Genomic DNA, 26,755 nt, shown 5'->3' with positions numbered 1-26,755 from the left:
GCTTTCCCGTGTGTTACATTTCGTCGTTAATTCGCAAAACTACCATACGCCCACCCGCCGCAGCATGTCCGAGCGAAACGAATCCGCCGATCCGCGCGAAACTGTGCAGGTCCGGCCTGTGAGCGGAAGCGACCACATCGTGCTGCGTCGGATCCTGCACGTGGTTCTCGCGCTCGCGCTCGTCCTGTACTTCATTGCGATGGGTCTGTTTCTCGGCTTGCGCTACGTGGTGCTGCCGCGCGTGGACTCGTTCCGGCCGCGCATCGAAGCGGCCATTTCGGAAAAGCTGCACGCGCAGTTCACCATCGGCAAGCTCGCGCCGCACTGGAGCAGCTTCCAGCCGGGCCTCGACGTCACCAACCTGATAATTCGCGATCACGACGGCAAAGCCGCGCTGACGATCCCGCACGCCACCGCCACGCTCTCGTGGCGCTCGCTCTGGCAGTTTCGTCCCGCGCTCTCCAGTTTGATCGTCGATCAGCCGGACGTGCTGGTGTCGCGCAGCAGCGACGGCGTGCTCTCGGTGGCGGGCGTGCCGGTGCCGACCCGTCACAGCGGCAACGACACGTTGTCCACCTGGCTGCTGCGCCAGCAGGCGATCGTGGTGCGCGGCGGCGCACTGCGCTGGCGCGATGCGCAGCATGACGCGCCGGAGCTGGCGCTACGCGATATTCGTATCGCGATCCTCAACGACGGCTACGATCACCGCCTCGCGCTGCAGGCGCCCGCCGACGGCCAGGTCCTGCACGGCCCGCTCGATTTCCGCACGCACTTCAAACACGCGCCGCTCTCCGCGATCGGCAAGCCGATCAACTGGACCGGCCAGGTCTACGTCTCGACCGGCCCCGTCGATCTGCCGACGCTCGCGCGCTACGTCAATTTCCCGATCGAGACGTTTGCCGGCCGTATCGACAACGCCATCTGGATCGACTTCGCCGAGGGCCGCATGAAGTCGGCAGGCGGCCAATTGGCCGGCACCGATGTCGCCCTGCGGGTACGTCCGACCCAGCCGAAGCTGCTCGTGCCAGTCGCCAATTTTTCATGGCGCCTCGAAGCCGCCGAGGGCGACTACAAACTGCAACTGACCAACCTGCACGCCGAACTCGGCCAGCCGCCGCTCGACGACGGCACGCCGCTCACCCGCACGCTCGCGCTCACCACGCTCGATGGCCGCTACCGGACCGCCTCGCAGCAACACGGACAACTCTTCAGCGTGAGCGGCGATCGGGTCGACCTGGGCATCCTCGCCGAATTCAGCCGCGCGTTGCCGCTGCCGCGACGCCTGCTGAACAATCTCGTGCGTTTCAATCCGCGCGGCCTGGTCGCCAACTATGTGATCGAAGTCGAGCGCGGCAAGCCGGCGTCCGGCGAAGCAGGCAGCGACCGTTACCCGAGCGGCGCCGAACCGATCGAACATTATCGTTTCAAGGGCGATCTGCAGGGCATCAGCGTCGCCGCTCAGGAACCGCCGCCGGGGCTCACGCCGCTGAACCACCCGCGTGCGGGCATTCCCGGCATCGAGAATCTGTGGGGCAATGTAGATGCCGACGAGACCCGCGGCACCGCGCTGCTCGACACCTCCAATGTCGCCATCACCCTGCCGGGCGTGTTCGACGATCCGCGGCTGAAGCTCGACTATCTGCATGGCCGCGCCGACTGGACCATCACCCCGAAGAAGCCGGGCGAAAACCGCCCTGCCTTCACCGTGAAGCTGGCCGATTTCCGCGTCTCGAACGCCGACGTCGCAGCCACCGCCTCCGCCGACTACAGCAACCCGGGCCACGGACGCGGCTCGCTCGACCTGAAAGCCGACTTCCAGCGCGCGCAGGTGACGCGCATCGTCCGTTATCTGCCGACCAGCATCAGCGAAAAGCTGCGCATCTATCTCGGCCACGGCTTGCAGGCCGGCATGTCGCACGGCGCCACTATCGAAATTCACGGCGATCTGACCAAGTTCCCCTACTCGCGCGATCCGGCAGCCGGGCAGTTCCATATCGTTGCGCCGTTCAAGGGCGGCAAGTTCGATCCGACGCCCTTCCCGCCACGCAACATGAGGAATGGCACGCCGAACGTGTGGCCGGCGCTCGACGGCATCGACGGCGTGTTTGAGCTCAAGCAGAACGTGCTGCGCTTCGACGTCGACCGCGCGCATTACAAGCAGGTCGCGCTGATGGGCGTCAGCGGCCGGATCGACGATCTCGGCACCAAGGCGTCGAGCCTCGTCATCAAGGGCGATGGCCACGGCCCGCTCGCCGACATGCTCGACTACGTGAACGCCAGTTCGCTCGGCATCATGGCCAAGCATGAAACCGAGAAGGTGCGCGCCGAAGGGCCCGCGTCGCTCGCGCTGCAACTCACGGTGCCGCGCACGCCGAAGCCGCACATCGCCGTGGAAGGCGCGCTCGGCTTCCAGAACAACCGCTTGAGCGTCGACAACGTGCCTCCGTTGTCGCAACTCAAGGGCAAGGTGCATTTCACCGAGCACACGGCGCAGGTGGACCGGCTCTCCGGGCAGTTCCTCGGCGGCGACGTGCATGCGAACGGCGGCTTGAAGCAGGACGGCACGTATGCGCTCGACCTCGGCGGCCATATCGCTGTCGACGCGGCGCGCGATCTCAATCTGCATGGCCCGGCCGCCCAGGTGCTGACGCGCATGAGCGGCAGCGCGCCCTACGCGCTCAACGTGCGCGGCGCCAAGGGACGGTTGCCCGAAGTGAAAGCGAACTCCGACCTGACCGGCCTCGCGCTCGACTTCCCCGCACCGTTCAACAAGCCGGTCGGCACGCCGATGCCGCTGCGTTTCGCCGTCAGCCCCGCCGCCGCGCCGGGCGAGGCTGGATTGCAGCGCGCCGAGCTCACCTTCGGCCCGATCGCCGCCACCTATCTGCTGCGCTATCAGCCGCAAACGGCGCCGACGGTCGTGCGCGGCGCGGTCGGCGTGAACAAGCCGGCCGACCTGCCGTCCGAAGGCGTAATCGCCGCCGTCGACCTCGACACATTCGACGCGGACGCGTGGCGCGCGCTGATCACGCAGATGCGCAGTAAAGAAGCGCCCGCCCCCGCCGCGGCGACGCCGGTCACGCCGAATCCGACCGTCACACAATTCCTGCCGAGCCGCTTCGCGCTGCACGTCGGCACGCTGACGCTGCTCAAGCGCCACTGGGACAGTGTGATCGTCGGCGCTTCCCATACGGACCGCACCTGGCAGGCAAACATCGCGTCGAACCAGGTGTCGGGTCACGTGTCGTGGCTGCCGGGCGCGACGAAAGAATCGCCCGGCACGCTGCAGGCGCGTTTTGCCCGCGTGGTGATTCCGTCCGCCACCGACAAGGATCTGATCGGCCAGGCAATGTCCGCGCCGGCGCAGAACATGCCGTCTATCGATCTGGTGGTCAACGAACTGATCTTCCGCGACCGCAACGTCGGCCGGCTCGAAGTCGACGCGCACAACTTCGACGAAAACGGCGTACCCGTCTGGCAACTCGACAAGCTCGACATCACGAACTCCGCCGCCACGCTGACCGCCACCGCGAACTGGCGCACTTCGACCGAACTCGGCAATAGCGCCGACGAAGCCACGCCGCGCCGCACCGTGTTCGATTTCAAGCTCGACATCAAGGACGCCGGCGCGCTGCTCGAGCGCTTCGGTCAGCCGCGCACGCTCAAGGGCGGCGCCGGCTCGCTGTCGGGCAAGGTGGTGTGGCAAGGCGGCCCGACCAAAATCGACTATCCGACCTTCAACGGCAATCTGGCCGTCGATCTGCGTCATGGCCAGATTCTCAAGGTCGATCCGGGCGTCGCCAAACTGTTGGGCGTGCTCAGCCTGCAAAGCCTCGCGCGCTTCGCGACGCTGAACTTCCGCGACGTGATCGGCGAAGGCTTGCCGTTCGAACATGTCACCGGCACCGCGCAGGTTCACAACGGCATCGGCCGCACCGAGAACTTCGAGTTGGTGACCGCGCCGGCGCGCGCCGAGATGAAGGGCTCGGTCGACCTCGCTCAGGAAAGCCAGGATCTGCGCGTGCACGTCGTGCCGACCATCAGCGCCGGCGCCGGCGTGATCGCCGCGGCGGTTATCAATCCGCTGCTCGGACTGGGCGCGCTGGTGGCCGATGTCGCCTTCAGCCAGACGGTCTCGCACGCGTTCGCGCGCGACTATGCGATTACCGGTTCGTGGTCGAAACCGCACGTTGAGCGGGTGCGGAGCGATCGCGGTAAGATGGACGCTCCGGCTTCGACCGTGGAAGCGAACTGAGCCTGTATCCGGCGCCCTGTCTGGCCGGACAGGCGCCGTGGCGCACCAGCGGCTCCAGCCAGCCTTGAACGACGTATGCGGCGCCAGCGGTTCGCGCCGCCGCCTTGCCGGGAGTTTTTCGAAACGCTCATGAGCGAAACACACGTCTCTTCAACCGTCTCCAGCGGCTCTCTGGAAGGTGCCTTCCGTGTCGCCGCGCTGCAAATGGTGAGCACGCCGGATCGCGAGCGCAATCTGGCCGAGGCCGGCCGCCTGATCGCCGAAGCCGCCGCCGAAGGCGCGCAACTCGTCCTGTTGCCTGAATACTTCTGCTTCATGGGCTTCAAGGACACGGACAAGCTGGCCGTGCGCGAACCCTATCAGGACGGTCCGATCCAGCGCTTTCTCGCCGACGCGGCGCGCCGCCACCAGGTCTGGGTGATCGGCGGCACGCTGCCGTTGATGTCGCCCGAAGCCGCGCGCGTGCTGAACACCACGCTGGTGTTCGACCCGCAAGGCAACGAGGTCGCGCGTTACGACAAGATCCACCTGTTCAACTTTGAAAAGGGCGAGGAATCGTTCGACGAGGCGCGCACCATCTGCCCCGGCGGCGAGGTTCGCACCTTCGAGGCGCCGTTCGGCCGCGTCGGTCTGTCGGTCTGCTACGATCTGCGCTTTCCGGAGCTGTACCGGCGCATGGGCGACTGCGCGCTGGTCGTGGTGCCGTCGGCGTTCACCTACACGACCGGCCGCGCGCACTGGGAAATGCTGCTGCGCGCCCGGGCGGTCGAAAACCAGTGTTACGTGCTGGCCGCGGCGCAAGGCGGCAAACATGAAAACGGCCGCCGCACGTGGGGCCACAGCATGCTGATCGACCCGTGGGGCGAAATCGTCGCGGTGCGCGACGAAGGCGCGGGCGTGGTCGCCGGCAATCTCGAGCGTGCCCGCATCGACGAAGTGCGACAGAGTCTGCCCGCCTGGCGTCATCGCGTGCTCAGTTGATCAACCCCTTCGCGTGACATTGAAACTGCGGCGCCCCCGACTCATATAGTGTGTGACAGAGGCGCTAACCGAATCCTTCGTATCGAGCAGAACATACTTCGCATGAACATCATCGAACCCGGTATCCGTAATCTCGCCACCGCCAAGGACATCCTGCTGACGCCCTACGGTCTTGACGAAGCCCTGCTCACCCGCACGCTCGCCGAAATCTTCACGCATAAGATCGACTACGCCGACCTGTACTTCCAGTACACGCGCAGCGAAGCGTGGAGTCTCGAAGAAGGCATCGTGAAATCGGGCAGCTTCAGCATCGACCAGGGCGTCGGCGTGCGCGCCGTGTCGGGCGACCGCACGGCTTTCGCCTATTCGGACGACCTGTCGCCCGAAGCGATCCGCCAGGCGGCCATCGCCACGCGCGCCATCGGCAAGGCTGGTGGCGGCAAGCAGAAGATCAAGGTGGCGTCGTCGCTGACCGGCATTGCGGGACGCGATCTTTACCTGCCGGCCGATCCGCTGCATTCGCTCGACGCAACCGCGAAGGTCAAGCTGCTCGAGCGCATCGAAAAGATGGCGCGCGGCCGCGATCCGCGTATCCAGCAAGTCATGGCCGGCCTCGCCGGTGAATACGACGTGGTGCTGGTCGCGCGCAGCGACGGCGGCTTCGCGGCCGATATTCGTCCGCTGGTGCGTGTGTCCGTCACCGTGATCGCCGAGCAGAACGGCCGCCGCGAAATCGGCAGCGGCGGCGGCGGCGGCCGCTTCGACTACGGTTATTTCACCGACGAGATTCTCTCCAGCTACGTCGACGACGCTGTGCACGCCGCGCTGGTCAACCTCGACGCCCGCCCGGCACCGGCCGGCGCGATGACCGTCGTGCTCGGACCGGGCTGGCCCGGCGTGCTGCTGCACGAAGCGATCGGCCACGGGCTCGAAGGCGACTTCAACCGCAAGGGTTCGTCGGCATTCGCGGGGCGCATCGGCGAGCAGGTCGCGGCCAAGGGCGTCACCGTGGTGGATGACGGCACACTGCCGAATCGCCGCGGCTCGCTCAATATCGACGACGAAGGCAATCCGACCCAGTGCACCACGCTGATCGAAGACGGCATTCTGAAGGGCTATATCCAGGACACGCTGAACGCGCGTCTGATGAAGATGCCGGTCACGGGCAACGCGCGCCGTGAGTCGTACGCGGCCTTGCCGATGCCGCGCATGACCAACACGTACATGCTCAATGGCGACAAGGACCCGCAGGAAATCCTCGCCTCCGTGAAGAACGGTTTGTATGCGGTGAACTTCGGTGGCGGCCAGGTCGACATCACCAACGGCAAGTTCGTGTTTTCGGCGTCCGAGGCGTACATGATCGAAAACGGCAAGGTCACGTACCCGGTGAAGGGCGCGACGCTGATCGGCAGCGGCCCGGAATCGCTCAAATACGTCACCATGATCGGCAACGATATGAAGCTCGATTCGGGCGTCGGCGTGTGCGGCAAGGAAGGCCAAAGCGTGCCGGTGGGCGTGGGTCAACCTACGTTGCGCATCGAGAAGATGACGGTCGGCGGCACGGCCTGAATTTGCAGCAAACGCATACTTCGCGCATACATCGTGCGAAGTATGCGGAATTTCCGCATTGTTGCACCCGGCAGCTTGCAAGCGCCGCCTGCGCGGGTTATAAAGTCACTCACCCTTTTTGACCTGCGACCTCATTCGTCATGTCCGCCAAGTTTTATTTTTACTTTTTCTGGCATCTCAGACCGCTGGCGGATCGAGAGGGGTGTTAGTGCACGCAAGACACCGAGAATTCCCGAAAAACCGCCAGCTAGCCTGGCGGTTTTTTTTCGCCTCATGCCTTTGAAACTTTAATTTTGATGATCGTCCGCTCTGGCATTGCTGCTTCATCGCAAACCTGATTGCCCGCGCGAACACGCTACGAACCGATTGGAGAACAACATGCCCCCGCACAACACCGACGATGTCCGCATCCGCGAATTGAAAGAACTCACGCCGCCCGCTCACTTGATCCGTGAATTCGCTTGCGACGAAACGGTGTCCGACGTGATCTACAACTCGCGCACCGCGATGCATCGCATTCTGCATGGCATGGAAGACCGGTTGATCGTGATCATCGGACCGTGCTCGATTCACGACACCAAGGCGGCGATGGAATACGCGGGGCGTCTGATCGAGCAGCGCAAGCGCTTCGCCGGCGAACTCGAAATCGTGATGCGCGTGTACTTCGAAAAGCCGCGCACGACGGTGGGCTGGAAGGGTCTCATCAACGACCCGCACATGGACAACAGCTTCAAGATCAACGACGGCCTGCGCACCGCGCGCGAGCTGCTGTTGCGCATCAACGAACTCGGCCTGCCGGCCGGCACCGAATACCTCGACATGATCAGCCCACAGTACATCGCCGATCTGATCTCGTGGGGCGCAATCGGCGCGCGCACCACCGAATCGCAAGTGCATCGCGAACTGGCTTCGGGCCTGTCGTGCCCGGTCGGCTTCAAGAACGGCACCGACGGCAATGTGAAGATCGCCGTCGACGCAATCAAGGCCGCTTCGCAGCCGCACCATTTCCTGTCGGTCACCAAGGGCGGCCACTCGGCAATCGTCTCGACCGCGGGCAATGAGGACTGCCACATCATTCTGCGTGGCGGCAAGACGCCGAACTACGACGCGGACAGCGTCAATGCGGCGTGCGCGGACATCGGCAAGGCGGGTCTCGCCGCGCGTCTGATGATCGACGCGAGCCACGCGAACAGCTCGAAGAAGCACGAGAATCAGATTCCCGTGTGCGCAGATATCGGTCGCCAGATTGCTTCGGGTGACGAACGGATTGTCGGCGTGATGGTGGAATCGCATCTGGTGGCGGGCCGCCAGGATCTGCAGGAAGGCTGCGCGCTGACGTACGGCCAGAGCATCACTGACGCGTGCATCGGTTGGGATGAAAGCGTCGCCGTGCTCGAAGGCCTCGCCGACGCGGTCAAGCAACGCCGTGTGGCGCGTGGAAGCGGCAACTAAAAACCACGCTATTTGCAGTGGTGGATGTACGGTAAACCCGGCTCGATGGATGAGCCGGGTTTTTTGTTAGCCGAATGGACGAATGGTGCTCCTCTAATTGCCTCTGTACCGTAACAACTCATGGCCGGATCGAATACGACTTGACCGGGGTGAATGTTACGTATAAAATTTTGTACATGAAAGGTGATTATGGAGCAGGAAAAAGAAATTCGCTGGCTAGGCTCCAGCTATCACGATTTACTCGCTTTCCCCGCAGAGATGCGCCGTCGAGCAGGGTTTGAACTCAGCAAAATTCAGGCAGGTCTCGACCCGGACGACTGGAAGCCGTTCGACTCGATCGGCCCTGGAACCCGCGAGATTCGCCTCAAGGAAGCAGACGGCATTTTTCGCGTCATGTACGTGACCAAGTTCGTGGAGGCGTTGTACGTACTGCATTGCTTCCAGAAGAAAACGCAGAAGCTGGGTCCGCTTGACAGGAAGATTGCCGAAACGCGGTATCGCGCCATCGGGCTGCACCATCGGCCGCACCACCACTAACAATAGGAAAACTTAACAAATGACGACCGACACCAAAATTCGTCACGTAACCAGGCCGGGCGCCAATTTGTTCCTCGAACTCGGCTTTTCCGCCGAAGAGGCGAAACGCCTGCACGCCGCGTCGCAAAAGCAGATCAACGACACGCGGCTGCTCAAGGAGCAGCTCATGACGGAACTGTCCACGTGGATCGAGCAGCATCATCTGAAGCAGGCCGAGGCCGCCGAGATTCTGATGGTGTCGCGTCCGCGCGTGTCCGACGTGGTCAACAAGAAAACAACCAAGTTCACCATCGACACCTTGGTGGAAATGATGAGCCGGATCGGCAAGCCGGTCACGCTGGCGGTCGGCTAACGTGCCGGCTCTTCAATGCGCGTGACGCTGCATGCATCATCACGCGGTCATGCGCGTATCGCCACGGCAGGTCTTAGCCGGCGTTGCGCTCGTGTTGCCACAGCACATCGGTGCCGCCGTCCGCACGATTGAGCACGCGCGCGAGCACGAACAGCAGATCGGACAGCCGGTTCACATACTGGCGGGGCGCGGCGTTGATTGTCTCGTGCTCACCCAACGCAACAATCGCCCGTTCGGCACGGCGGCACACGGTGCGGCACACATGCGCGAGCGAGGCCGCGCGCGAGCCACCGGGCAGAATGAACTCCTTCAGCGGCGGCAGAGCCGCGTTGTAGTCGGCAAGCCAGTCGTCGAGTTGGGCGAGTTGCCGGTCGGTAATCATCGTGTGGCCGGGAATGCACAGCTCGCCGCCAAGGTCGAACAGATCATGCTGGATCGCTACAAGCGCTACCCGCACCTTGTCCGGCAAAGTTTCACACAGCAGCACACCGAGGTTCGAGTTGAGTTCGTCCACGTCGCCGATCGCGGCTATGCGCGCGCTGTCTTTGCGCACGCGGCTACCGTCACCGAGACCGGTGGTGCCGTCGTCGCCCGTGCGGGTGGCGATCTTGCTCAAGCGGTTGCCCATGGTGTCTCCCTTGTATTCAGTAACGATGCGCCGCGCCGCCGCCCAACATAAATCCGAAGCGGCATATCAAGCACCGCGTTTATCCATATTGCGCGCATCGTGAAGTCGCCGCCATTATAGAAGCGCTGGCCGGCCGCAGCGCCGGCCCACGGGCGATCGGCGTAAAATGAAACACATGCTGCAAACCAGCACCGCCCCAAATACCAGGAGACATGCGTGAATCATCCCGTGCCGCCGGCCCCGCTGCGCCGACCGTTTCCCGCCGAGTTGCTAAACGCGCTCAAAGCCGCCTTCGCCGATCGCGTCTCCGTGTCCGAAGTCGTGCGCACCCATCATGGCCGCGACGAGTCGCCGTTCGACCCGCAACTGCCTGACGCCGTCGTGTTCGCGCGCACGACTGAAGACGTGCAAACCATCGTCAAACTGTGCGGCCAGTACAACGTGCCGATCATCCCTTACGGCAACGGCTCGTCGCTTGAAGGGCACCTGCTCGCCGTGCAAGGCGGCGTCTCGATCGATCTGTCGGAAATGAACCGGGTGTTGTCGATCAACGCCGAAGACCTGACGGTCACCGTCGAGCCCGGCATCTCACGCAAACAGTTGAACGAGGCATTACGCGACACCGGCCTGTTCTTCCCGATCGACCCGGGCGCGGACGCGAGCATCGGCGGCATGTCGGCCACGCGTGCCTCAGGCACCAACGCAGTACGCTACGGCACGATGCGCGAGAACGTGCTCGGGCTGACCGTGGTGCTGGCCGACGGCCGAGTGATCAAAACCGGTACGCGCGCTCGCAAATCGTCCGCGGGGTACGACCTCACGCGCATGTTCGTCGGCTCGGAAGGCACGCTCGGCGTGATCACGGAAATCACCGTGCGCCTGTATCCGCAACCGGAGGCGGTGTCCGCGGCGGTGTGCGCATTCCCGTCCATGGGCGCCGCGGTTCGCGCGGTGATCGAAACGATCCAGATGGGTGTACCGATTGCGCGCGTCGAGTTCGTCGATTCGCTCGCCATCCGCTCGATCAATCGCCACTCGAATCTGACGCTGCGTGAAGCGCCCACGCTGTTTTTCGAATTCCACGGCACCGAGGCCGGCGTGAAGGAGCAGGCCGAACTGGTCCAGGAGATCGCCGCGCAGAATGCCGGCGAAGGCTTCGAATGGGCAACCCGTCCGGAGGATCGCAGCCGTCTGTGGAACGCGCGGCACAACGCCTATTTCGCCATGCTGCAACTGAAGCCCGGCTGCCGCGCGGTCACGACCGACGTCTGCGTGCCGATCTCGCGGCTCGCGGAATGCGTGGAGGAAACTGAACAGGATCTGCAAGCGTCGCCGCTGCCCTGCCCGATCGTCGGCCATGTCGGCGACGGCAACTTCCACGTCGCGATCCTGATCGATCCCAACAAGCCGGAAGAACTCGTCGAAGCCGAACGTCTGAACCATCGCATCGTGCAACGCGCGCTGCGCATGGACGGCACCTGCACGGGCGAGCATGGCGTCGGCTTGCACAAGATGGGCTTCCTGCTCGAAGAGCACGGTGAAGTCGCGGTCGATACCATGCGTTCTATCAAACACGCGCTCGACCCACACAATCTGATGAACCCGGGAAAAATCTTCACCTGGGCAGCATGAGGCGTATTCAGGCGCGGCTGCGTGAGAGCCAGCCGCGCTGGACTTGAAAGGCACGAGGAGACAAGTCACATGAACGCACCCGCTGAACTGACGGCCGAAGTACTCGCCCAGCGCCAGCGCGAAGTCGTGCAGGCGTTGATGGCCGTATTGCCGACCCACTGTTTGCTGTTTCGCGAAGAAGACACCGTCGCCTACGAATGCGACGGGCTCGCCGCCTACCGGCGTCTGCCGCTTGCGGTCGCGTTGCCGGAGACGGAATCGCAGGTGCAGCGCATCGTGCAGATCTGCCACCGTCTCGACGTGCCGATCGTGCCGCGCGGCGCGGGCACCGGCCTATCGGGCGGCGCCATGCCGATTCGTCACGGCGTGGTGGTGTCGCTCGCGCGCTTTCGCAAGATCGTCGAAGTCGATTCATACGCGCGGACCGCCACCGTGCAACCGGGTGTGCGCAATCTGTCGATCTCCGAAGCCGCCGCACCTTACGGTCTGTATTACGCGCCGGACCCGTCGTCGCAGATCGCCTGCACGATCGGCGGCAATGTCTCGGAAAATTCCGGCGGCGTTCACTGCCTCAAATACGGTCTCACGGTGCATAACGTGTTGCGCGTGCGGGCCGTCACCATGGAAGGCGAGATCGTCGAATTCGGCTCGCTCGCCCCCGACGCGCCCGGCCTCGATCTGCTGGCCGTGCTGATCGGCAGCGAGGGCATGTTCGCGATCGTGACCGAAGTCACGGTCAAGCTGATCCCGAAGCCGCAAACGGCGCAGGTCATCATGGCCAGTTTCGACGATGTCGTGAAAGGCGGCGACGCGGTCGCCGGCATCATCGCGGCGGGCATCATCCCGGCGGGTCTGGAGATGATGGACAAACCGGCCACGCGCGCGGTCGAGGAATTCGTCCACGCCGGCTACGATCTCGACGCGGCGGCGATCCTGCTATGCGAATCGGACGGCACACCCGAAGAAGTCGCGGATGAAATCGTGCGCATGACCGCTGTATTGCGCGAACAGGGCGCCACACGCATCCAGATTTCCCGCTCGGAGAGCGAACGGCTGCGCTTCTGGTCGGGGCGCAAGAATGCGTTCCCCGCCGCCGGGCGTATTTCACCCGACTATTACTGCATGGACGGCACGGTGCCACGCCGCAGTATCGGGCCGCTGCTGGCGCGCATCGAGGCGATGGAGAAGACCTACAACCTGCGCTGCATCAACGTTTTCCACGCGGGCGACGGCAACATGCATCCGCTGATCCTGTTCAACGGCAATGACCTGGACGAATGGCACCGGGCCGAAGCGTTCGGTTCCGACATCCTCGAAGCATGCGTCGAACTGGGCGGCACGGTGACCGGCGAGCACGGCGTCGGCATCGAGAAGATCAATTCGATGTGCGTGCAGTTTTCGCCAGAAGAACGCGATACGTTCCACGCGGTCAAGCGAGCTTTCGACGCGCCTGGCCTGCTCAACCCCGACAAAGGCATCCCCACGCGAGCGCGTTGCGCCGAGTACGGCAAAATGCATGTGCGCGGCGGCTTGCTGCCGCATCCTGAGCTGCCGCGGTTCTAACGCTGTACCGCTCCGCCCACGCATCGCGCATAGCCTGTGTGGGCGCTGTTTTCCTGCTCTCACCCTGATTACCCGATGCGGGTCCACTCCTGGTTGCCAGCCAGCCCCCGCCCGGTACAATCAAACGAAACACAACGAAGCAGGACACCATGGAAGAGGACGACATCGTCGCCGTGTGGTCGGAACGTGTGCGTTCGGCCAGCGCCGAGGGGCACGCGTTGCGCATCCGTGGCGGCGGCACCAAAGACTGGTACGGTCAGACGCTGGAAGGTGACATCCTCGACACGCGCGCTTATCGCGGCATCATTGCGTACGACCCGGCGGAGCTGGTGATCACCGCGCGCGCGGGCACGCCCTTGCTGGAGATCGAGGCCGCGCTCGCCGAGCATCATCAGATGCTCGCCTTCGAGCCGCCGCACTTCGGGCCGCAGGCTACCTTCGGCGGCTGCATCGCGGCGGGCATTGCCGGTCCGCGCCGCCCGTCGGCCGGCGCGGCGCGCGACTTCGTGCTGGGCGCCGTGATCATGAACGGCCAGGGCCAAAAGCTGCATTTCGGCGGCCAGGTGGTGAAGAATGTCGCCGGCTACGACGTCTCACGCCTGATGGCCGGCTCGCTCGGCACGCTGGGACTGATCCTCGAACTGTCGATCAAGGTGCTGCCGTTGCCGCAGGCCGAAGCCACGCTCAAATTCGACATGAACGGCACCGATGCGGTCCGCAAGCTCAACGAATGGGGCGGCCGGCCGTTGCCGATTACCGCGAGTGCGTGGCGTCACGGCACGCTGGTTGTGCGCCTTGCCGGCGCCGAGGCCGCGGTCAAGTCGGCGAAGATGGCGCTCGGCGGCGAAGTGGTCGATGCCGTCGAAGCCGAACGCTTCTGGGCCGGCCTGCGCGAACAGACCGACTCGTTCTTCGCCGCCATCCCGCCGCGGGCCGCACTGTGGCGCCTTGCTCTGCCTTCGATTACGGAGCCGTTGCAATTGCCCGGCGCGCAACTCATGGAGTGGGGCGGCGGCCAGCGCTGGTGGATCACGGACACCGACGCGCAGACCGTGCGCATCAGCGCCAAGCAGGCTGGCGGCCACGCCACGATCTTCCGCGCCGGCCACGGCTACGATCGCGGCGCCGGCGTGTTCACGCCGCTTCCCGCGCCGCTGATGAAAATCCATCGCGGCCTGAAAACCGCTTTCGACCCGGCCCGCATCTTCAATCGCGGCCGTCTCTACCCCGACTTCTGAGCGACGCGATGCAAACCAACCTCGCGGACTTCATTCGCAACACGCCCGACGGCGACGAAGCCGACGGCATCCTGCGCAACTGCGTGCATTGCGGTTTCTGCACAGCCACCTGCCCGACCTATCAGATACTCGGCGACGAACTCGACGGCCCACGCGGACGAATCTATCTGATCAAGCAGATGGTCGAAGGCGCGCCGGTCACACGCAGCACCCAGGTCCATCTCGACCGCTGCCTGACTTGCCGCAATTGCGAATCGACATGCCCATCCGGCGTGCAATATGGCCGGCTGGTGGAAATCGGCCGCAAGCTCACCGAAGAGAAAGTCACGCGCCCGCTCGGTCAACGGCTGGTGCGCCGGATGCTCGCGAGCTTCGTGCCGAACAGCGCGCTGTTCACACCGACCATGCGTATCGGCCAGCATTTTCGTCCGTTGCTGCCCAAGAAGTTGCGCGACAAAGTGCCCGCGCGGCAGCGTCCGCTCGAATGGCCGACGGCGAAACATCCGCGCAAGATGCTGATGCTCGCGGGTTGCGTGCAACCGTCGATGATGCCGAACGTGAACATCGCCACCGCGCGCGTATTCGACGCGCTCGGCGTGGAAACGCTGATCGCGCCGGATGCCGGCTGCTGCGGCGCGATCCGCCTGCATCTGGGCTACAACGACGACGCGCTCGACGACCTGCGCGCCAACATCGACGCATGGTGGCCGTACATCGAACAGGGTGTGGAAGCGATCGTGATGAACGCGTCCGGCTGCGGCGCGACCGTCAAGGAATACGCGCACCTCTTGCGCCATGATCCGGCGTATGCGGAAAAGGCGCGCCGCGTGGTGGAATTGACGCGCGACGTCGCGGAAATCCTGCCGGAGTTCGAAGAAGCATTGGTCTCGGTCACGCGCCGCCGCTCGGTTCATACGGTGGCGTTTCATCCGCCCTGCACGTTGCAGCATGGTCAGCAGATTCGCGGCAAGGTCGAGCATTTGCTGACCGCGCTGGGCGTCGAGGTGCGTCTGCCCGCCGACAGTCATCTGTGCTGCGGCTCGGCCGGCACCTACTCGCTGACGCAACCCAAGCTCTCGTACGCGCTGCGCGATCAGAAGCTCGATCGGCTGCAGGCGCAGGAGCCGCAGGTGATCGTGTCGGCGAACGTCGGCTGCATTGCGCATCTGCAAAGCGGCACCTCGACGCCGGTCGCGCACTGGATCGAACTGGTCGAGCACATGCTGTCCGTATAATCGGATTATCGACTTTCGCTGGACTTCCGGTTCCGACATGCCCGATCTGATTCACAACCTCGAGGCGGTGCAGCAGCGCATCGCCATGGCCGCGCACGTGGCCGGACGCGATACGCGCTCGGTCCATCTGCTCGCGGTCTCCAAGACCTTCCCCGCCGAAGACGTGCGCGCCGCCTACGCCGCCGGCCAGCGCGCGTTCGGTGAAAACTACGTGCAGGAAGCGCTCACCAAGATCGAGGCGCTCGCCGATCTGCGCGCCACGCTCGAATGGCATTTCATCGGCCCGTTGCAATCGAACAAGACGCGGCCGGTCGCCGAGCAGTTCGACTGGGTGCACTCAGTCGATCGGTTGAAGATCGCGCAGCGGCTCTCGGAGCAGCGTCCCGACAATTTGCCGCCGCTCAACGTGTGCTTGCAAGTCAACATCAGCGGCGAGGCGTCCAAGAGCGGCGTGAGCATTCCCGAGGCGGTGGAAGTCGCGCAGGCGATCGCCGCGCTGCCGAAGCTGAATTTGCGCGGCCTGATGGCGATTCCCGAGCCGGCCGGCGGCATCGACGAACAACGCGTGCCGCATCGGCACTTGCGCGAGTTGTTCGAGCGTCTATGCAACGACGGGCTCGAACTCGACACGCTGTCCATGGGCATGTCGAGCGATCTCGAAGCCGCCGTGCTGGAAGGCGCGACGATCGTGCGCGTCGGCACCGCGATCTTCGGCGCGCGAGATTACTCTAACTAAGCGCTTCGGGCCTTTCAGGCTCGATAGATTCTTCACGGCACCTGGCACTTCATCCGGAACATCATGAAAATTGCTTTTATCGGCGGTGGCAACATGGCCGCCGCTTTGATCGGCGGTCTCATCAAGCGTGGCGTCGCACCCGCTGACCTCTACGCAATCGATCCCAACGAAGATGCGCTCAAGCGCAATGAGCAGCAATTCGGCATCAAGACGGGCGCCGCCGCGGATGCCGGGCTCGCCGCGTACGACGCCGTCGTGCTGGCGGTGAAACCGCAGATCCTGAAGAGCGTCGCCGAGGCGGTGGCGCCGCATCTGAATGCGTCGCAACTGGCCGTGAGCATCGTGGCCGGCATTCGCATGGGCGACATGTCGCGCTGGCTGAATGGGCACGACCGTATCGTGCGTGTCATGCCGAATACGCCGGCGCTGATCGGCATGGGCGTGACGGGACTGGTGGCGACCAGCAGCGTCGACGAAGCGGGCCGCGCGCTCGCGTCGCAAGTGCTGGGCGCGGTCGGCGAAACGGTCTGGTTCGACGACGAAGCGAAGATCGACGCCGTCACCGCGATCTCGGGAAGCGGGCCGGCCTACGTGTTCTATTTCATCGAGGCGTTGCAGGAAGCCGCGCGCCAACTCGGTATGGATGAGTCACAAGGCCGCGCGCTGGCGGTGGCAACCTTCACCGGCGCGGCGCAACTGGCGGCGAATTCCGACGAGCCGCCGAGCGTGTTGCGCGAACGTGTGACGTCCAAAGGCGGCACGACGGCGGCGGCTCTGGCGTCGTTCGACGCGAGCGGCATCAAGGATGCGATTGTGCGTGGTGCGCTCGCCGCGGATGCCCGCGCGAAGGAAATGGGCGACGAGTTCGGCAAGCAGTGAGCGGGTTCGGCGGCGCCTGCTCAAGCGAGACGCAAACCCGGCAACTCCCCGCGCGGAAAAACTAAAACGAGCCCGCCGCGTAATGCGCGGCGATGCCGACAAACAGCGCGCCACCCAGCCAGTTGTTATGCCGGAACGCGGCGAAGCACGCCATCCGTTCGCGGTTGCGAATCAGCGTGTAGTGATAGATCGCGCAGCCCGCGGCCGCCGCCCATCCCAGCCAGTACAGCACGCCGAAACCGAGCAGCACGCCGATACCGACGTAAATCCCAAGCGTCGCCGCGTAGCAAATCATGATCGCGGCCACGTCGAAGCGGCCGAACGTCAGCGCCGACGTGCGGATGCCGATCTTGATGTCGTCGTCTCGATCGACCATTGCGTACTCGGTGTCGTAAGCCACCGACCAGAACACATTCGCCAACAGCATCACCCACGCGAGCAACGGCACGTGGCCCTGAATCGCGGCGAACGCCATCGGAATGCCGAAGCCGAACGCGATTCCCAAGTACGCCTGCGGAATCGCGAAAAACCGCTTGGTGAACGGATACGAACCGGCGACAAAAAGCGCCGCCACAGACAGTTCCTTAGTCAGCGTATTGAGCGGCAGAATCAGCAGAAACGCCAGCAACGAGAGCGCGGCCGCCAGCGCCACCGCTTCCCACGCCTTGATCTTGCCCGACGTGATCGGACGGTTTTCCGTGCGCTTCACGTAGCGATCGAAATCGCGATCCGCGTAATCGTTGATCGCGCAACCCGCCGAGCGCATCAGCACCGTGCCTACCGTGAAAATCACCAGCAGCGGCCACGTGGGATGACCGTCGGAAGCGATCCACAGCGCGTTGAGCGTCGGCCACAGCAGCAGCAGGCTGCCGATCGGCTTGTCCATGCGCACGAGGCGCAGATACAGGGGGAGTCGGGCAAACATGGGCAAAGTCGGTGAAAGTGCGAAGACGGTGCGGCTATTTTACGGGATACCGACCACGCGCCGCTTCTGGGCTCGCCCGGCTGACAAGGCAGGCGCCGCAAAAAACAAAGCCTCCCGTGCAGGGAGGCTTTGTTGGTGTCGCACTCGGCTTTAACTCAACGCCAGCTTCAACGACAACTTCAACGCCAGCGCCGAAACGAGGCGCTTGGCGCAGATACCTAAGCCAGCATCGAACGCAACATCCACGCTGTCTTTTCATGCGTTTGCATGCGTTGCGTCAGCAGGTCGGCGGTCGGCTCGTCGTTAGCGGCTTCCGTCGACGGGAAAATCGCGCGTGCGGTACGCACCACGGCCTCCTGACCTTCCACCAGTTGGCGGATCATTTCTTCCGCGGCCGGCACGCCGTCCGCTTCCGGAATCGACGACAGCTTGGCGAATTCCTTGTAGCTGCCCGGCGCATGCACGCCCAACGCGCGAATGCGTTCAGCGATCGAATCGACCGCTAGTGCCAGCTCGTTGTATTGCGTTTCGAACATGAGGTGCAGCGTGTTGAACATCGGACCCGTCACGTTCCAGTGGAAGTTGTGGGTCTTCAAATACAGCGTGTAGGTGTCGGCGAGCAGGCGCGACAGACCTTCTGCAATCTTCTTGCGATCCTTGTCGCTGATCCCGATATTGACGTGCTGTACGGCTGCTGCGGCTTCTTTTTTGGCCATGATGACTCCTTTGAAGAGTGATACGAACCGGTCGGCAAAGTGACGGTCTGCGGATAGCAAACTCGACAGCTCGAACGCTCGACAGTTTAGCCTGGAAAGCTGCTGCGTTCGTATGACGCGTGGCCACTTGCCGCATCGCGGCGGCGGCGTGGATCAGCCGCCGAGCGCGTGTTGCAGCGCCTGCGCGACGATCACCGCGACTCCGCTCGCGAAGATCGCAAAGCCCACCGCCCTGCGCGCCATCAATGCGTGTCGTTGCGCACTATTTGCGGCTGACGTGCCGCCTAATGTGGCCATCATCATCTGCATCATGGTCGTGCTCCTTCGGTTCGTATCGGTACTAGCGGGACGCAAATGCACCCCGCTCTACTGCATGACTTCAACTGCTCGATTGCTGCTTATTGCCTGTTGCGTTCCGCGAGGTCGGCCATCGCGGCGATCACGCCTTCCGCGTAAGCGGGATCGGCACGGCGGAAATGCTCGATCTGGCGAGTAACGATCTCCTGCGGCACACCGTTGATATGGCGTGCGATGTTGCCGAACAGACGTTCACGCTGAGCCGCATCGAAGAGCGCAAACAGCATGCCTGGCTGCGTGTAGTAGTCATCGTCCAGGCGATGCTCGTAGCGATCCACCGCGCCCGCCGCGAGCGGCGGTTCAGACGCGTTGGCGTCCTGCACGAAGTCGCCGAAGCGATTCGGCTCGTAGTTCACGTTGCCGCCCAGGTTGCCGTCCGTGCGCATTGCGCCGTCGCGATGGAACGAATGCGGGCTCGGCACGCGCGCCGCATTCACCGGAATCTGGTGGTGATTGATGCCGAGTCGATAGCGCTGCGTGTCGCCGTACGAGAACAGACGGCCCTGCAACAGACGGTCCGGCGAAAAGCCGATACCCGGCACCACGTTGGCGGGCGTGAACGCCGCTTGCTCCACGTCGGCAAAGTAGTTCTGTGCGTTGCGATTCAACTCGATCGTGCCGACGTCGATTAACGGATAGTCCTTCTGCGACCACACTTTCGTGATGTCGAACGGATTGAAGCGATACGTGGCGGCTTCCGCTTCCGGCATCACCTGGATGGCGAAGCGCCACTTCGGGAAGTTGCCTGAGTCGATATTGCCGATCAGATCGCGTTGCGCGCTTTCGCGGTCTTGCGCGACTACTTGTGCCGCTTCGGCATCGGTGAAGTTCTCGATGCCTTGCATCGACTTGAAATGGAACTTCACCCAGAAACGCTCGTTGTTGGCATTGGTGAACGAATACGTGTGCGAGCCGAAGCCGTGCATCTGACGGTAATTCTGCGGAATGCCGCGGTCGCTCATCAGAATCGTCACCTGATGCAGCGATTCCGGATGACGCGACCAGAAATCCCACGCAGCGACATTGCTGCGCATGTTGGTGTACGGGTCGCGCTTTTGCGTGTGGATGAAGTCCGGAAACTTCAGCGGGTCGCGGATAAAAAACACCGGCGTGTTGTTGCCGACCACGTCCCAGTTGCCTTCTTCCGTGTAGAACTTGATCGAGAAACCCCGCACGTCGCGTTCGGCGTCGGCTGCGCCGCGCTCGCCGGCCACCGTCGAAAAGCGCATGAAAAGCGGCGTTTCCGTGCCGACTTGCGCGAACACCTTGGCCTTCGTGTAGCGCGAGATATCGTGCGTGACCTTCAACGTGCCGAACGCGCCTGAACCTTTGGCGTGAACACGGCGTTCCGGAATCACTTCGCGATCGAAGTGAGCGAGTTTTTCGAGCAGCCAGACATCTTGCAGAACAACCGGACCGCGAGCGCCGGCGGTCATCGAATTCTGGTTATCGGCAACGGGTGCGCCGGCGGCGCTGGTGAGCTTACGTTCGGACATGCGTGACTCCTGGTTGGCGCTTATTGAAAACAGATCGTGAGGAGAGGGGCGGTGCACTAATGCCGGAGGCTCAGGCGTTATGCGGACAGAGCCCGATCGACCAGCAGGGACAACGCTACGTCACGCAGACTCGCTATCGATGCGACAAAGCCGCGCGGCATCAAGGCTGACGGCGAGGCGAGCACGTGAACTGGCGGCTGTGGCTTGGACTGCGTCATGCTTCCTCCGGGTCGGGTGGATCGGGCGATCCATGGAGGAAACTATATCAACACTATCGAATCAGTGTTTTTAATTAATTTTATCTATTCGATAGGAGTTGTGGCGGTTCGATGCCTTGTTGCTGCTTGTGGGTTTGTTGCTGCCGGCGCCTTGGGCAGGCGCCGGCTGGCCGTCGGACCTGCGCGATTAGCCGGCCTTCCCGTGCGCTCGTTAGTTGACCGCTACCGGGAGATCGAGCTTTTTGACACCTGCCAGATCGCAGGAACTGATGGCGTCGCAAATGGCCTCGATTGCGGGCATGCGCGTGAAGCTCTTGCGCCAGGCCAACACGACGCGGCGATCCGGCACGGGTTCGTCGAAAGCGACGTAGCTCAGCAGCCCCGAATCGATGCCGCCGGCGTGCGGTTTCACTTCATGCACCGACATGCGCGGCAGCACGGTAATGCCGACCCCGCTCGCCACCATGTGACGGATGGTTTCCAGCGACGAACCCTCAAAGGTCTTCTGGATGCCGTCCGCGTTTTGCGAAAAGCGCATCAGTTCCGGGCAGACGCCCAGCACGTGGTCGCGGAAGCAGTGACCGCTGCCGAGCAGCAGCATGGTTTCCTGCTTCAGATCGTCGGCGTCGATTTTCGGGCGGTTTTCCCAGGCGTGACCGGACGGCAAGGCGACCACGAAAGGCTCGTCGTACAGCGGGCGCAGCATCAGGCCGGTTTCTGGAAACGGCAGCGCCATGATGGCGACGTCGATTTCGCCTTGTTTGAGCAGCTCGATCAGCTTGAGCGTGTAATTTTCCTGCAGCATCAAGGGCATTTGCGGGACGCGCTTGATCATCTGCTTGACAAGCGTGGGCAGCAGGTACGGCCCGATCGTATAGATGACGCCAAGGCGCAGCGGCCCGACCAGCGGGTCTTTGCCCTGCTTTGCGATTTCTTTGATGGCGAGCGTCTGTTCGAGAACGCGTTGCGCTTGCGTGACGATCTGTTCGCCGATTGGCGTGACGCTCACTTCGCTGGTGCCACGCTCGAAGATCTGGACGTTGAGTTCGTCTTCGAGCTTTTTGATCGCCACCGAGAGCGTCGGCTGGCTGACGAAACATGCCTCGGCGGCCCGGCCGAAGTGCCGCTCGCGGGCGACCGCAACGATGTATTTCAATTCGGTGAGCGTCATTGGGGGACCAATCAGTGCGGTGAGTTCGATAGGTTCTAGTTATACACCTATAGGGTCGGTTCGCCAACCATTTGGTTTTTTTGCGCGGGGCGCTGGGGGTCGAGGGTTTGCTCGCTGTGTTGGCCTTTCCTTGAATTGCTGGTGGTCTATTAGCGTTGCCCCTGTGCGGGGCGGCACCTACTTTCTTTGCCGCGGCAAAGAAAGTAGGCAAAGAAAGCCGCTGTGTACCGCTAGCCTGGAAGCGGGCCCCCTGGCTTTGAGGAGGCAGTGGTGCATCTGGAATCCGTGTTCTCGCACATTCCGCGTCAGTGACAAGGCAGTCATGCTTCCGGCGACGCTGCGCGCGCCGTCGCGGTACTTCATCAACCCGTGGGGGTGCAGGCGTCCGCCTGCACTTGGTCTCCACGCAGCATCGGGGCGTGTCGAGCTGCGCGTTCGCACCATTCTGCCGACATGTCGCCGAGGCGAAGCCGACGGCCCCCGCCGCGCTAACCGAAGCCACGGTCAAGCAGACCCCCCGGCGAGCACGGAGTGCGAGGCGGGAGGTATGACTGCCTTGTCGCTCCCGGGGGATGGGCGAGATGCCGGATTCCAGATGCACCACTGCCTCCTGCAAGCCAAGGGACCCGCTTCCAGGCTGGCGGTGCACAGCGGCTTTCTTTGCCTACTTTCTTTGCCGCGGCAAAGAAAGTAGGTGCCGCCCCGCACAGGGGCAACGCCAATAGACCACTAACAATTCAAGGAAAGGCCAACACAACAAACCCCGACCCCAAACCCAAAAAGCCGATCAACCACCAGCAACAGCCCCCACACCATCAGAAGGACAAGCCGGCACAGCCACGGCCCCACCTTTACCAGCAGCCCCCCCACCCTTCCCCTGCGAAGCAGCAACAGGAGCAGCCACCGCCATAGCCCTCACAGCAGAAGCCACCTGCACGGAAATCCGCTGCAACGCCCGCCGGTGCCCCTCCACCAGCGCATCATACCCACCGCTAACCGGCTCACTCACCACACTCCGGCAGGTCATCACCGCCGCCCCGCGCACAGCCCGCACACTCCACACCGCGTCGATCAACGCATGCGAACCCGGCCATGATTCAAACCGCTGCACATTCATGCTGACCCGATACACCGGCGTCCCATCCGGATAAGCCGTCCCATACACATCGATCGTGTTGAGCTGCTGCGTCAGACTCGTCGATAAAGCCCGGCGAATCTCGTCCCCAGGCAGCGAGGCCCAGCGCTCTTCCTCGAGCACTTTGACCTGCGTCGGCGCCGTCTGCACGACGAGCTGATTCTTCGACACCTGCGGCGGCACGTCGATCGGCGCGACTTCGATCAGCCATGCCGGCGCGGCCGAGGTCCTGGCGCTGACCGGCGCGGCGGATCCGGCAGCACTATCGGCGCCCAGCGTATAAAAACGGCTCGAAGGCGACGAACACGCCGCCAGCGCCGCGAGTCCGGCCAGGGCGCCGGCAACGACAGCGCCGCGCACGAGCCCGCGCGGCGGGCGAGGAAGCCGGGCAAACATCATGGTTTATCTCCTGATTTACCCCGCAACAGCGATTCGGGGTGGCGTTCCAGATAATCCGACAGCGCATTCAACGACTGCAACGTGCGCGTCAATTCCTGCAACGCCTGATGAACATCCGACTGCAACGGCGAGTCCTGCTGCAACGTCGCCTCGGCCGAACCAAAGGTCTGCTTCGCCGCGGCGAGGGTGTCGCGAGCCTGCGGCACGACTTCCTTGTCGAGTCGCGTGAAGAGTTGGTCGGCGTTCTTCAGCGCGCTGTTCAGGTTGTTGCCGATCTGATCGAACGGCACCTTGTCGAGCTTCTTCGCAATGTCGGCGACCTGGAGCTGCAACTCGTCGAGCGTGTTCGGAATCGTCGGCAGTTCGAGCGGATCGCTCGCCACGTCGACGGTTGCCGGCGGCGCTTTCGGGAAGATATCCACCGCCACGTACAACTGGCTCGTAATCAGGTTGCCGGTGCGCAACTGGCCACGCAGACCATGTTTGACGAGCTGCTGCAGCATGGTTTGACCCGCGAGGCTGCCCGGTGCCGGCGCGGTTTCGCGGAAGCGCCTGCCGAGGCGGTCGGGGTACAGGTTCATCGTCACCGGCATAGTGAAGCTGCGGGTCTTCGGATCGTAGTCGATGCCGATATTGGTCACCTGGCCGAGCACGATGCCACGGAAATCGACCGGCGCGCCGATCGACAAACCACGCAGCGACTGGTTGAAGTTCATCACCACACGCAGCGGCACGCCGTCCGGTTCGCGCATCGCATCCGCTTCGTCCGAGCCGAGGCGGAACGTCATGTTGTTCGGTGCCTGCGCGCCCACGCCCTGACCCGGCGGCGACTGGAACGACAAGCCGCCGACGATCACCGTGGCAAGCGACTGCGTGTTCAGCTTGAAGCCGCTGGAGTCGAGCCGCAGATCGACACCGCTCGCATGCCACCAGCGCGAATTGGTGCCGACGTATTGATCGAACGGCGCGGACACGAAGACCTGCATGGTCACGCCGGTGCCGTCCTTGTCGAGCGAGAAGCCGACCACCTGGCCGACCTGCACGCGCCGGTAGAAGATCGGCGAGCCGATGTCGATCGAGCCGAGCGAGTCGCCGTGCAGGACGAACTGGTGGCCCTTCTGGTCGCCGGTAATAGGCGGCGGCGTTTCGAGGCCGACGAAGTTCTTCTCGGTATCCGGCGAATGCCCCGCATCCGCGCCGATATACGCGCCCGAGAGCAGCGTGGTAAGACCCGACACGCCGCTCGCGCCGACGCGCGGCCGCACCACCCAGAAACGCGAATCCTTGACCGCGAAGTCTTCGCCTTCCTTGGTCAACTGCACCTGCACCAGCACGTGGGACAGATCTTTCGACAGCGTGATGGTCTTCACCGAGCCCACATCGACGTCTTTGTACTTCACCTTGGTCTTGCCGGGTTCGAGACCTTCAGCGCTCACAAAGCTGATCGTGATGGTCGGACCTCTTGCGGTCACCGACTTGATCACGAGCGCGATGCCGATCAGCGCGGCGATCAGCGGAATCATCCAGACGAGCGAAGGCAGCCAGCGGCTGCGCGGCTCGATTTCAGGGTCCGGGAGTTGGGGCGGCAGCTTCGGTCCGTTCGAATCGTTGCGCGGCGCATCGGAGGCGGGCGTCGGTTCTTGCGGGCTAGTCATGTTTGAGGTCCTGAGGTTTTTGGGTACTGCCTTCCACGCGCCCTTCTACGCTGTCCCAGATGAGCCGTGGATCGAATTGCATGGAGGCCATCATGGTCAGAATCACCACCGAGCCGAAGGCGATCGCGCCGGGGCCGGCCGTAATGACTGCAAGCGATTTGAAGCGCACCAGCGCGACGGTCAGCGTGACGACGAACACGTCGAGCATCGACCAGCGGCCGATCCGCTCGACCATCCGGTAAAGCGTGGTGCGCTGCTCGGGCCGCCAGCGCGAACGACGCTGCGCCGTGACGGTCAGCAGCACGAGCACGCTCAGCTTGAGCATCGGCACCATGATGCTGGCGATGAACACGATCACCGCCAGCGGCCAGTCACCCGAGGTCCAGAAATAGACGACGCCGCTCATGATGGTGTCGTCTTCGGAACCGAGCAGCGACGAGGTGTGCATCACCGGCAGCAGATTCGCGGGAATATACAGGAGTGCCGCGGCGATCAGCAGCGCCCAGGTGCGCATCAGGCTGTCGGGGTTGCGCGAGTGCAGGCGCGAGCCGCAGCGTCCGCAGTGCTGCGGCGTGACAGACCGGATGCGCGGTTCGACCCGTCCGCATGCGTGGCAACTCAGCAGGCCGGCGCGTTTCGCGGTGACGTATTTCATGGCGTGCTCATCCTCGACGTGGCGTCGGCGGCACCGGCGGCGGGCCCGGCGGCAAGGCGGACGGCGCAGTGTGGATGTCGGGCGCCGCCGCGGTGTGCACCTCGGCCGGCGCGGGCGGGCCCGCGACGGAACCGACGGCGGCCGCCGCGCTATCGGCGGAGGTGCGCGGCAGCGGCCGCTGACTGCGGGCGCCGAGTTCGTCGGCGAGGTCCCACAGAATGCGCGGATCGAATGTGACCACCACCGCGAACATCAGCGTGAGCACACCGAACGCGAACAGCGCCGCTTCGGGAATCACGCGCGCGAGGCTCACCATCTTTACGATCGTGATCAGCACGCCGAGCATAAACACTTCGATCATGCCCCACGGGCGCACGAACTGAATGGCGCGCAGCACCTGATTGAAGGCGGGCGGCACATAACCCGCGCGCAGCGGGATCAGCACATAGAGCAGCGCGACGAGTTCAGTCAGTGGAAACAGAATCGTCGAGCAGAACACCATGACCGCGACGATCTGCATCTCCTCGCCCCACAGCGCGACGAGCGCGCCGAACAGCGTGGTCTGCGAGGTGATGCCGTTGGTTTCGAGTTCGACGATCGGGAAGCCCTGCGCGATCAGGAAGGTGATCAGCGCGCCCAGCGTCATCGCGCTGATGACGTCGAGCTTGCGCGACACGCCGCTATAGAGCGTCGCTCCGCAGCGCGGACAGCGCGCGACCGTGCGCCCGACGAGCTTCGGCTTGCGAAACAGCATATCGCACTCATGGCACGCGATCAGGTTGTCATGGTCCATAGGGCAAAGGGCCGACGGTGTGAGAGGAAGCGTGCAAAGCCCGTTCTATGGCAGGTCTGATAAAAAGGTGATAGTACCAAAACGCGCCCTGCCGTCGCACTGACCGCCGCACGGGTGCGAGCGGCGGGCGATGGCCTTCTCGGCTGACGGTTGATCCTACATGCAATCGGTATAACTC

22 protein-coding genes are annotated in these 26,755 nt (G+C 63.6%); 12 read left to right on the top strand and 10 right to left on the bottom strand.

The annotated features are described in order from the left end of the window. Positions 1–64 precede the first annotated feature (64 nt). The 6 genes from BPHYT_RS03550 (at position 65) to BPHYT_RS03525 (ending at position 9,146) form a co-directional block, all read left to right on the top strand. Positions 65–4,255 carry a YhdP family protein gene (locus BPHYT_RS03550; protein ID WP_041758245.1) on the top strand — a complete coding sequence of 1,397 codons (4,191 nt, stop codon included), beginning with the start codon at positions 65–67 and terminating at the stop codon, positions 4,253–4,255. A gap of 129 nt (positions 4,256–4,384) precedes the next feature. Then, entirely contained in the window at positions 4,385–5,236 is an 852-nt protein-coding gene (locus tag BPHYT_RS03545) for a carbon-nitrogen hydrolase family protein (protein WP_012431787.1), read from the top strand. Between the two features lie 102 nt (positions 5,237–5,338). Beyond that, positions 5,339–6,805 carry a metalloprotease TldD gene (tldD, locus tag BPHYT_RS03540; RefSeq protein ID WP_012431786.1) on the top strand — a complete coding sequence of 489 codons (1,467 nt, stop codon included), beginning with the start codon at positions 5,339–5,341 and terminating at the stop codon, positions 6,803–6,805. Positions 6,806–7,183: 378 nt separating this feature from the next. Beyond that, complete coding sequence (aroG, locus tag BPHYT_RS03535) at positions 7,184–8,257, top strand: 3-deoxy-7-phosphoheptulonate synthase AroG (RefSeq protein WP_012431785.1); 1,074 nt, start codon at positions 7,184–7,186, stop codon at positions 8,255–8,257. A gap of 189 nt (positions 8,258–8,446) precedes the next feature. After that, positions 8,447–8,794 (top strand): type II toxin-antitoxin system RelE/ParE family toxin, encoded by a 348-nt coding sequence (locus tag BPHYT_RS03530; protein WP_012431784.1) that lies wholly within the window; start codon positions 8,447–8,449, stop codon positions 8,792–8,794. Positions 8,795–8,813: 19 nt separating this feature from the next. Further along, complete coding sequence (locus BPHYT_RS03525; RefSeq protein WP_012431783.1) at positions 8,814–9,146, top strand: helix-turn-helix domain-containing protein; 333 nt, start codon at positions 8,814–8,816, stop codon at positions 9,144–9,146. 73 nt (positions 9,147–9,219) lie between these two features. On the opposite strand, the gene BPHYT_RS03520 is transcribed toward BPHYT_RS03525, so the two are convergent. Next, positions 9,220–9,774 (bottom strand): cob(I)yrinic acid a,c-diamide adenosyltransferase, encoded by a 555-nt coding sequence (locus tag BPHYT_RS03520; RefSeq protein WP_012431782.1) that lies wholly within the window; start codon positions 9,772–9,774, stop codon positions 9,220–9,222. Positions 9,775–9,990: 216 nt separating this feature from the next. Here BPHYT_RS03520 and BPHYT_RS03515 point away from each other — a divergent pair, with 216 nt between their 5' ends. The 6 genes from BPHYT_RS03515 (at position 9,991) to proC (ending at position 17,057) form a co-directional block, all read left to right on the top strand. Further along, on the top strand, positions 9,991–11,406 hold the full coding sequence (locus tag BPHYT_RS03515) for an FAD-linked oxidase C-terminal domain-containing protein (RefSeq protein WP_012431781.1): 1,416 nt from the start codon (positions 9,991–9,993) through the stop codon (positions 11,404–11,406). Positions 11,407–11,475: 69 nt separating this feature from the next. Then, positions 11,476–12,969, top strand: coding sequence for an FAD-linked oxidase C-terminal domain-containing protein (locus BPHYT_RS03510; protein ID WP_012431780.1), 1,494 nt, complete (start codon positions 11,476–11,478; stop codon positions 12,967–12,969). Positions 12,970–13,118: 149 nt separating this feature from the next. Further along, positions 13,119–14,207, top strand: coding sequence for a glycolate oxidase subunit GlcE (gene glcE, locus BPHYT_RS03505; RefSeq protein ID WP_012431779.1), 1,089 nt, complete (start codon positions 13,119–13,121; stop codon positions 14,205–14,207). An 8-nt stretch (positions 14,208–14,215) separates the two neighbouring features. Next, positions 14,216–15,442, top strand: a complete 1,227-nt coding sequence (gene glcF, locus BPHYT_RS03500; protein WP_012431778.1) for a glycolate oxidase subunit GlcF — start codon at positions 14,216–14,218, stop codon at positions 15,440–15,442. Between the two features lie 37 nt (positions 15,443–15,479). Next, positions 15,480–16,178, top strand: a complete 699-nt coding sequence (locus BPHYT_RS03495; protein WP_012431777.1) for a YggS family pyridoxal phosphate-dependent enzyme — start codon at positions 15,480–15,482, stop codon at positions 16,176–16,178. Positions 16,179–16,241: 63 nt separating this feature from the next. Then, a complete protein-coding gene (proC, locus tag BPHYT_RS03490) occupies positions 16,242–17,057 on the top strand; it encodes a pyrroline-5-carboxylate reductase (RefSeq protein ID WP_012431776.1) in 816 nt (271 codons plus the stop codon). Positions 17,058–17,118: 61 nt separating this feature from the next. Here proC and ubiA read toward each other — a convergent pair whose 3' ends face one another. From ubiA to BPHYT_RS03450, 9 genes are all read right to left on the bottom strand, one after another. Further along, a complete protein-coding gene (gene ubiA, locus BPHYT_RS03485) occupies positions 17,119–17,982 on the bottom strand; it encodes a 4-hydroxybenzoate octaprenyltransferase (RefSeq protein ID WP_012431775.1) in 864 nt (287 codons plus the stop codon). Positions 17,983–18,200: 218 nt separating this feature from the next. Next, positions 18,201–18,698 carry a Dps family protein gene (locus tag BPHYT_RS03480; RefSeq protein ID WP_012431774.1) on the bottom strand — a complete coding sequence of 166 codons (498 nt, stop codon included), beginning with the start codon at positions 18,696–18,698 and terminating at the stop codon, positions 18,201–18,203. A 153-nt stretch (positions 18,699–18,851) separates the two neighbouring features. After that, positions 18,852–19,010, bottom strand: a complete 159-nt coding sequence (locus tag BPHYT_RS38570; RefSeq protein WP_012431773.1) for a hypothetical protein — start codon at positions 19,008–19,010, stop codon at positions 18,852–18,854. 86 nt (positions 19,011–19,096) lie between these two features. Beyond that, complete coding sequence (locus BPHYT_RS03475; RefSeq protein WP_012431772.1) at positions 19,097–20,551, bottom strand: catalase; 1,455 nt, start codon at positions 20,549–20,551, stop codon at positions 19,097–19,099. 429 nt (positions 20,552–20,980) lie between these two features. After that, positions 20,981–21,940, bottom strand: a complete 960-nt coding sequence (locus BPHYT_RS03470; RefSeq protein ID WP_012431771.1) for a LysR substrate-binding domain-containing protein — start codon at positions 21,938–21,940, stop codon at positions 20,981–20,983. A 787-nt stretch (positions 21,941–22,727) separates the two neighbouring features. Continuing rightward, on the bottom strand, positions 22,728–23,474 hold the full coding sequence (locus BPHYT_RS03465; protein ID WP_012431770.1) for a PqiC family protein: 747 nt from the start codon (positions 23,472–23,474) through the stop codon (positions 22,728–22,730). Beyond that, on the bottom strand, positions 23,471–25,129 hold the full coding sequence (locus BPHYT_RS03460; RefSeq protein WP_012431769.1) for a PqiB family protein: 1,659 nt from the start codon (positions 25,127–25,129) through the stop codon (positions 23,471–23,473). Before BPHYT_RS03460 ends, BPHYT_RS03465 begins: the two co-directional genes overlap by 4 nt. After that, positions 25,122–25,784, bottom strand: a complete 663-nt coding sequence (locus tag BPHYT_RS03455) for a paraquat-inducible protein A (protein WP_012431768.1) — start codon at positions 25,782–25,784, stop codon at positions 25,122–25,124. The genes BPHYT_RS03460 and BPHYT_RS03455 overlap by 8 nt, the downstream gene beginning before the upstream one ends. A 7-nt stretch (positions 25,785–25,791) precedes the next feature. Next, positions 25,792–26,577: a paraquat-inducible protein A gene (locus BPHYT_RS03450; RefSeq protein ID WP_012431767.1), complete on the bottom strand. Its 786-nt coding sequence runs from the start codon at positions 26,575–26,577 to the stop codon at positions 25,792–25,794. Between the last annotated feature and the right edge of the window lie 178 nt (positions 26,578–26,755).

The organism is Paraburkholderia phytofirmans PsJN (genome assembly GCF_000020125.1).
GTDB lineage: Bacteria > Pseudomonadota > Gammaproteobacteria > Burkholderiales > Burkholderiaceae > Paraburkholderia > Paraburkholderia phytofirmans.
This window is presented reverse-complemented; position numbering and strand designations above follow the sequence as displayed.

Bases quoted from the DNA above. Each gene is read 5' to 3' on its own strand.
- BPHYT_RS03550 (WP_041758245.1), top strand. From the start codon at position 65: ATGTCCGAGCGAAACGAATCCGCCGATCCGCGCGAAACTGTGCAGGTC.
- BPHYT_RS03545 (WP_012431787.1), top strand. From the start codon at position 4,385: ATGAGCGAAACACACGTCTCTTCAACCGTCTCCAGCGGCTCTCTGGAA.
- tldD (WP_012431786.1), top strand. From the start codon at position 5,339: ATGAACATCATCGAACCCGGTATCCGTAATCTCGCCACCGCCAAGGAC.
- aroG (WP_012431785.1), top strand. From the start codon at position 7,184: ATGCCCCCGCACAACACCGACGATGTCCGCATCCGCGAATTGAAAGAA.
- BPHYT_RS03530 (WP_012431784.1), top strand. From the start codon at position 8,447: ATGGAGCAGGAAAAAGAAATTCGCTGGCTAGGCTCCAGCTATCACGAT.
- BPHYT_RS03525 (WP_012431783.1), top strand. From the start codon at position 8,814: ATGACGACCGACACCAAAATTCGTCACGTAACCAGGCCGGGCGCCAAT.
- BPHYT_RS03520 (WP_012431782.1), bottom strand. From the start codon at position 9,774: ATGGGCAACCGCTTGAGCAAGATCGCCACCCGCACGGGCGACGACGGC.
- BPHYT_RS03510 (WP_012431780.1), top strand. From the start codon at position 11,476: ATGAACGCACCCGCTGAACTGACGGCCGAAGTACTCGCCCAGCGCCAG.
- glcE (WP_012431779.1), top strand. From the start codon at position 13,119: ATGGAAGAGGACGACATCGTCGCCGTGTGGTCGGAACGTGTGCGTTCG.
- glcF (WP_012431778.1), top strand. From the start codon at position 14,216: ATGCAAACCAACCTCGCGGACTTCATTCGCAACACGCCCGACGGCGAC.
- BPHYT_RS03495 (WP_012431777.1), top strand. From the start codon at position 15,480: ATGCCCGATCTGATTCACAACCTCGAGGCGGTGCAGCAGCGCATCGCC.
- proC (WP_012431776.1), top strand. From the start codon at position 16,242: ATGAAAATTGCTTTTATCGGCGGTGGCAACATGGCCGCCGCTTTGATC.
- ubiA (WP_012431775.1), bottom strand. From the start codon at position 17,982: ATGTTTGCCCGACTCCCCCTGTATCTGCGCCTCGTGCGCATGGACAAG.
- BPHYT_RS03480 (WP_012431774.1), bottom strand. From the start codon at position 18,698: ATGGCCAAAAAAGAAGCCGCAGCAGCCGTACAGCACGTCAATATCGGG.
- BPHYT_RS38570 (WP_012431773.1), bottom strand. From the start codon at position 19,010: ATGATGCAGATGATGATGGCCACATTAGGCGGCACGTCAGCCGCAAAT.
- BPHYT_RS03475 (WP_012431772.1), bottom strand. From the start codon at position 20,551: ATGTCCGAACGTAAGCTCACCAGCGCCGCCGGCGCACCCGTTGCCGAT.
- BPHYT_RS03470 (WP_012431771.1), bottom strand. From the start codon at position 21,940: ATGACGCTCACCGAATTGAAATACATCGTTGCGGTCGCCCGCGAGCGG.
- BPHYT_RS03465 (WP_012431770.1), bottom strand. From the start codon at position 23,474: ATGATGTTTGCCCGGCTTCCTCGCCCGCCGCGCGGGCTCGTGCGCGGC.
- BPHYT_RS03460 (WP_012431769.1), bottom strand. From the start codon at position 25,129: ATGACTAGCCCGCAAGAACCGACGCCCGCCTCCGATGCGCCGCGCAAC.
- BPHYT_RS03455 (WP_012431768.1), bottom strand. From the start codon at position 25,784: ATGAAATACGTCACCGCGAAACGCGCCGGCCTGCTGAGTTGCCACGCA.
- BPHYT_RS03450 (WP_012431767.1), bottom strand. From the start codon at position 26,577: ATGGACCATGACAACCTGATCGCGTGCCATGAGTGCGATATGCTGTTT.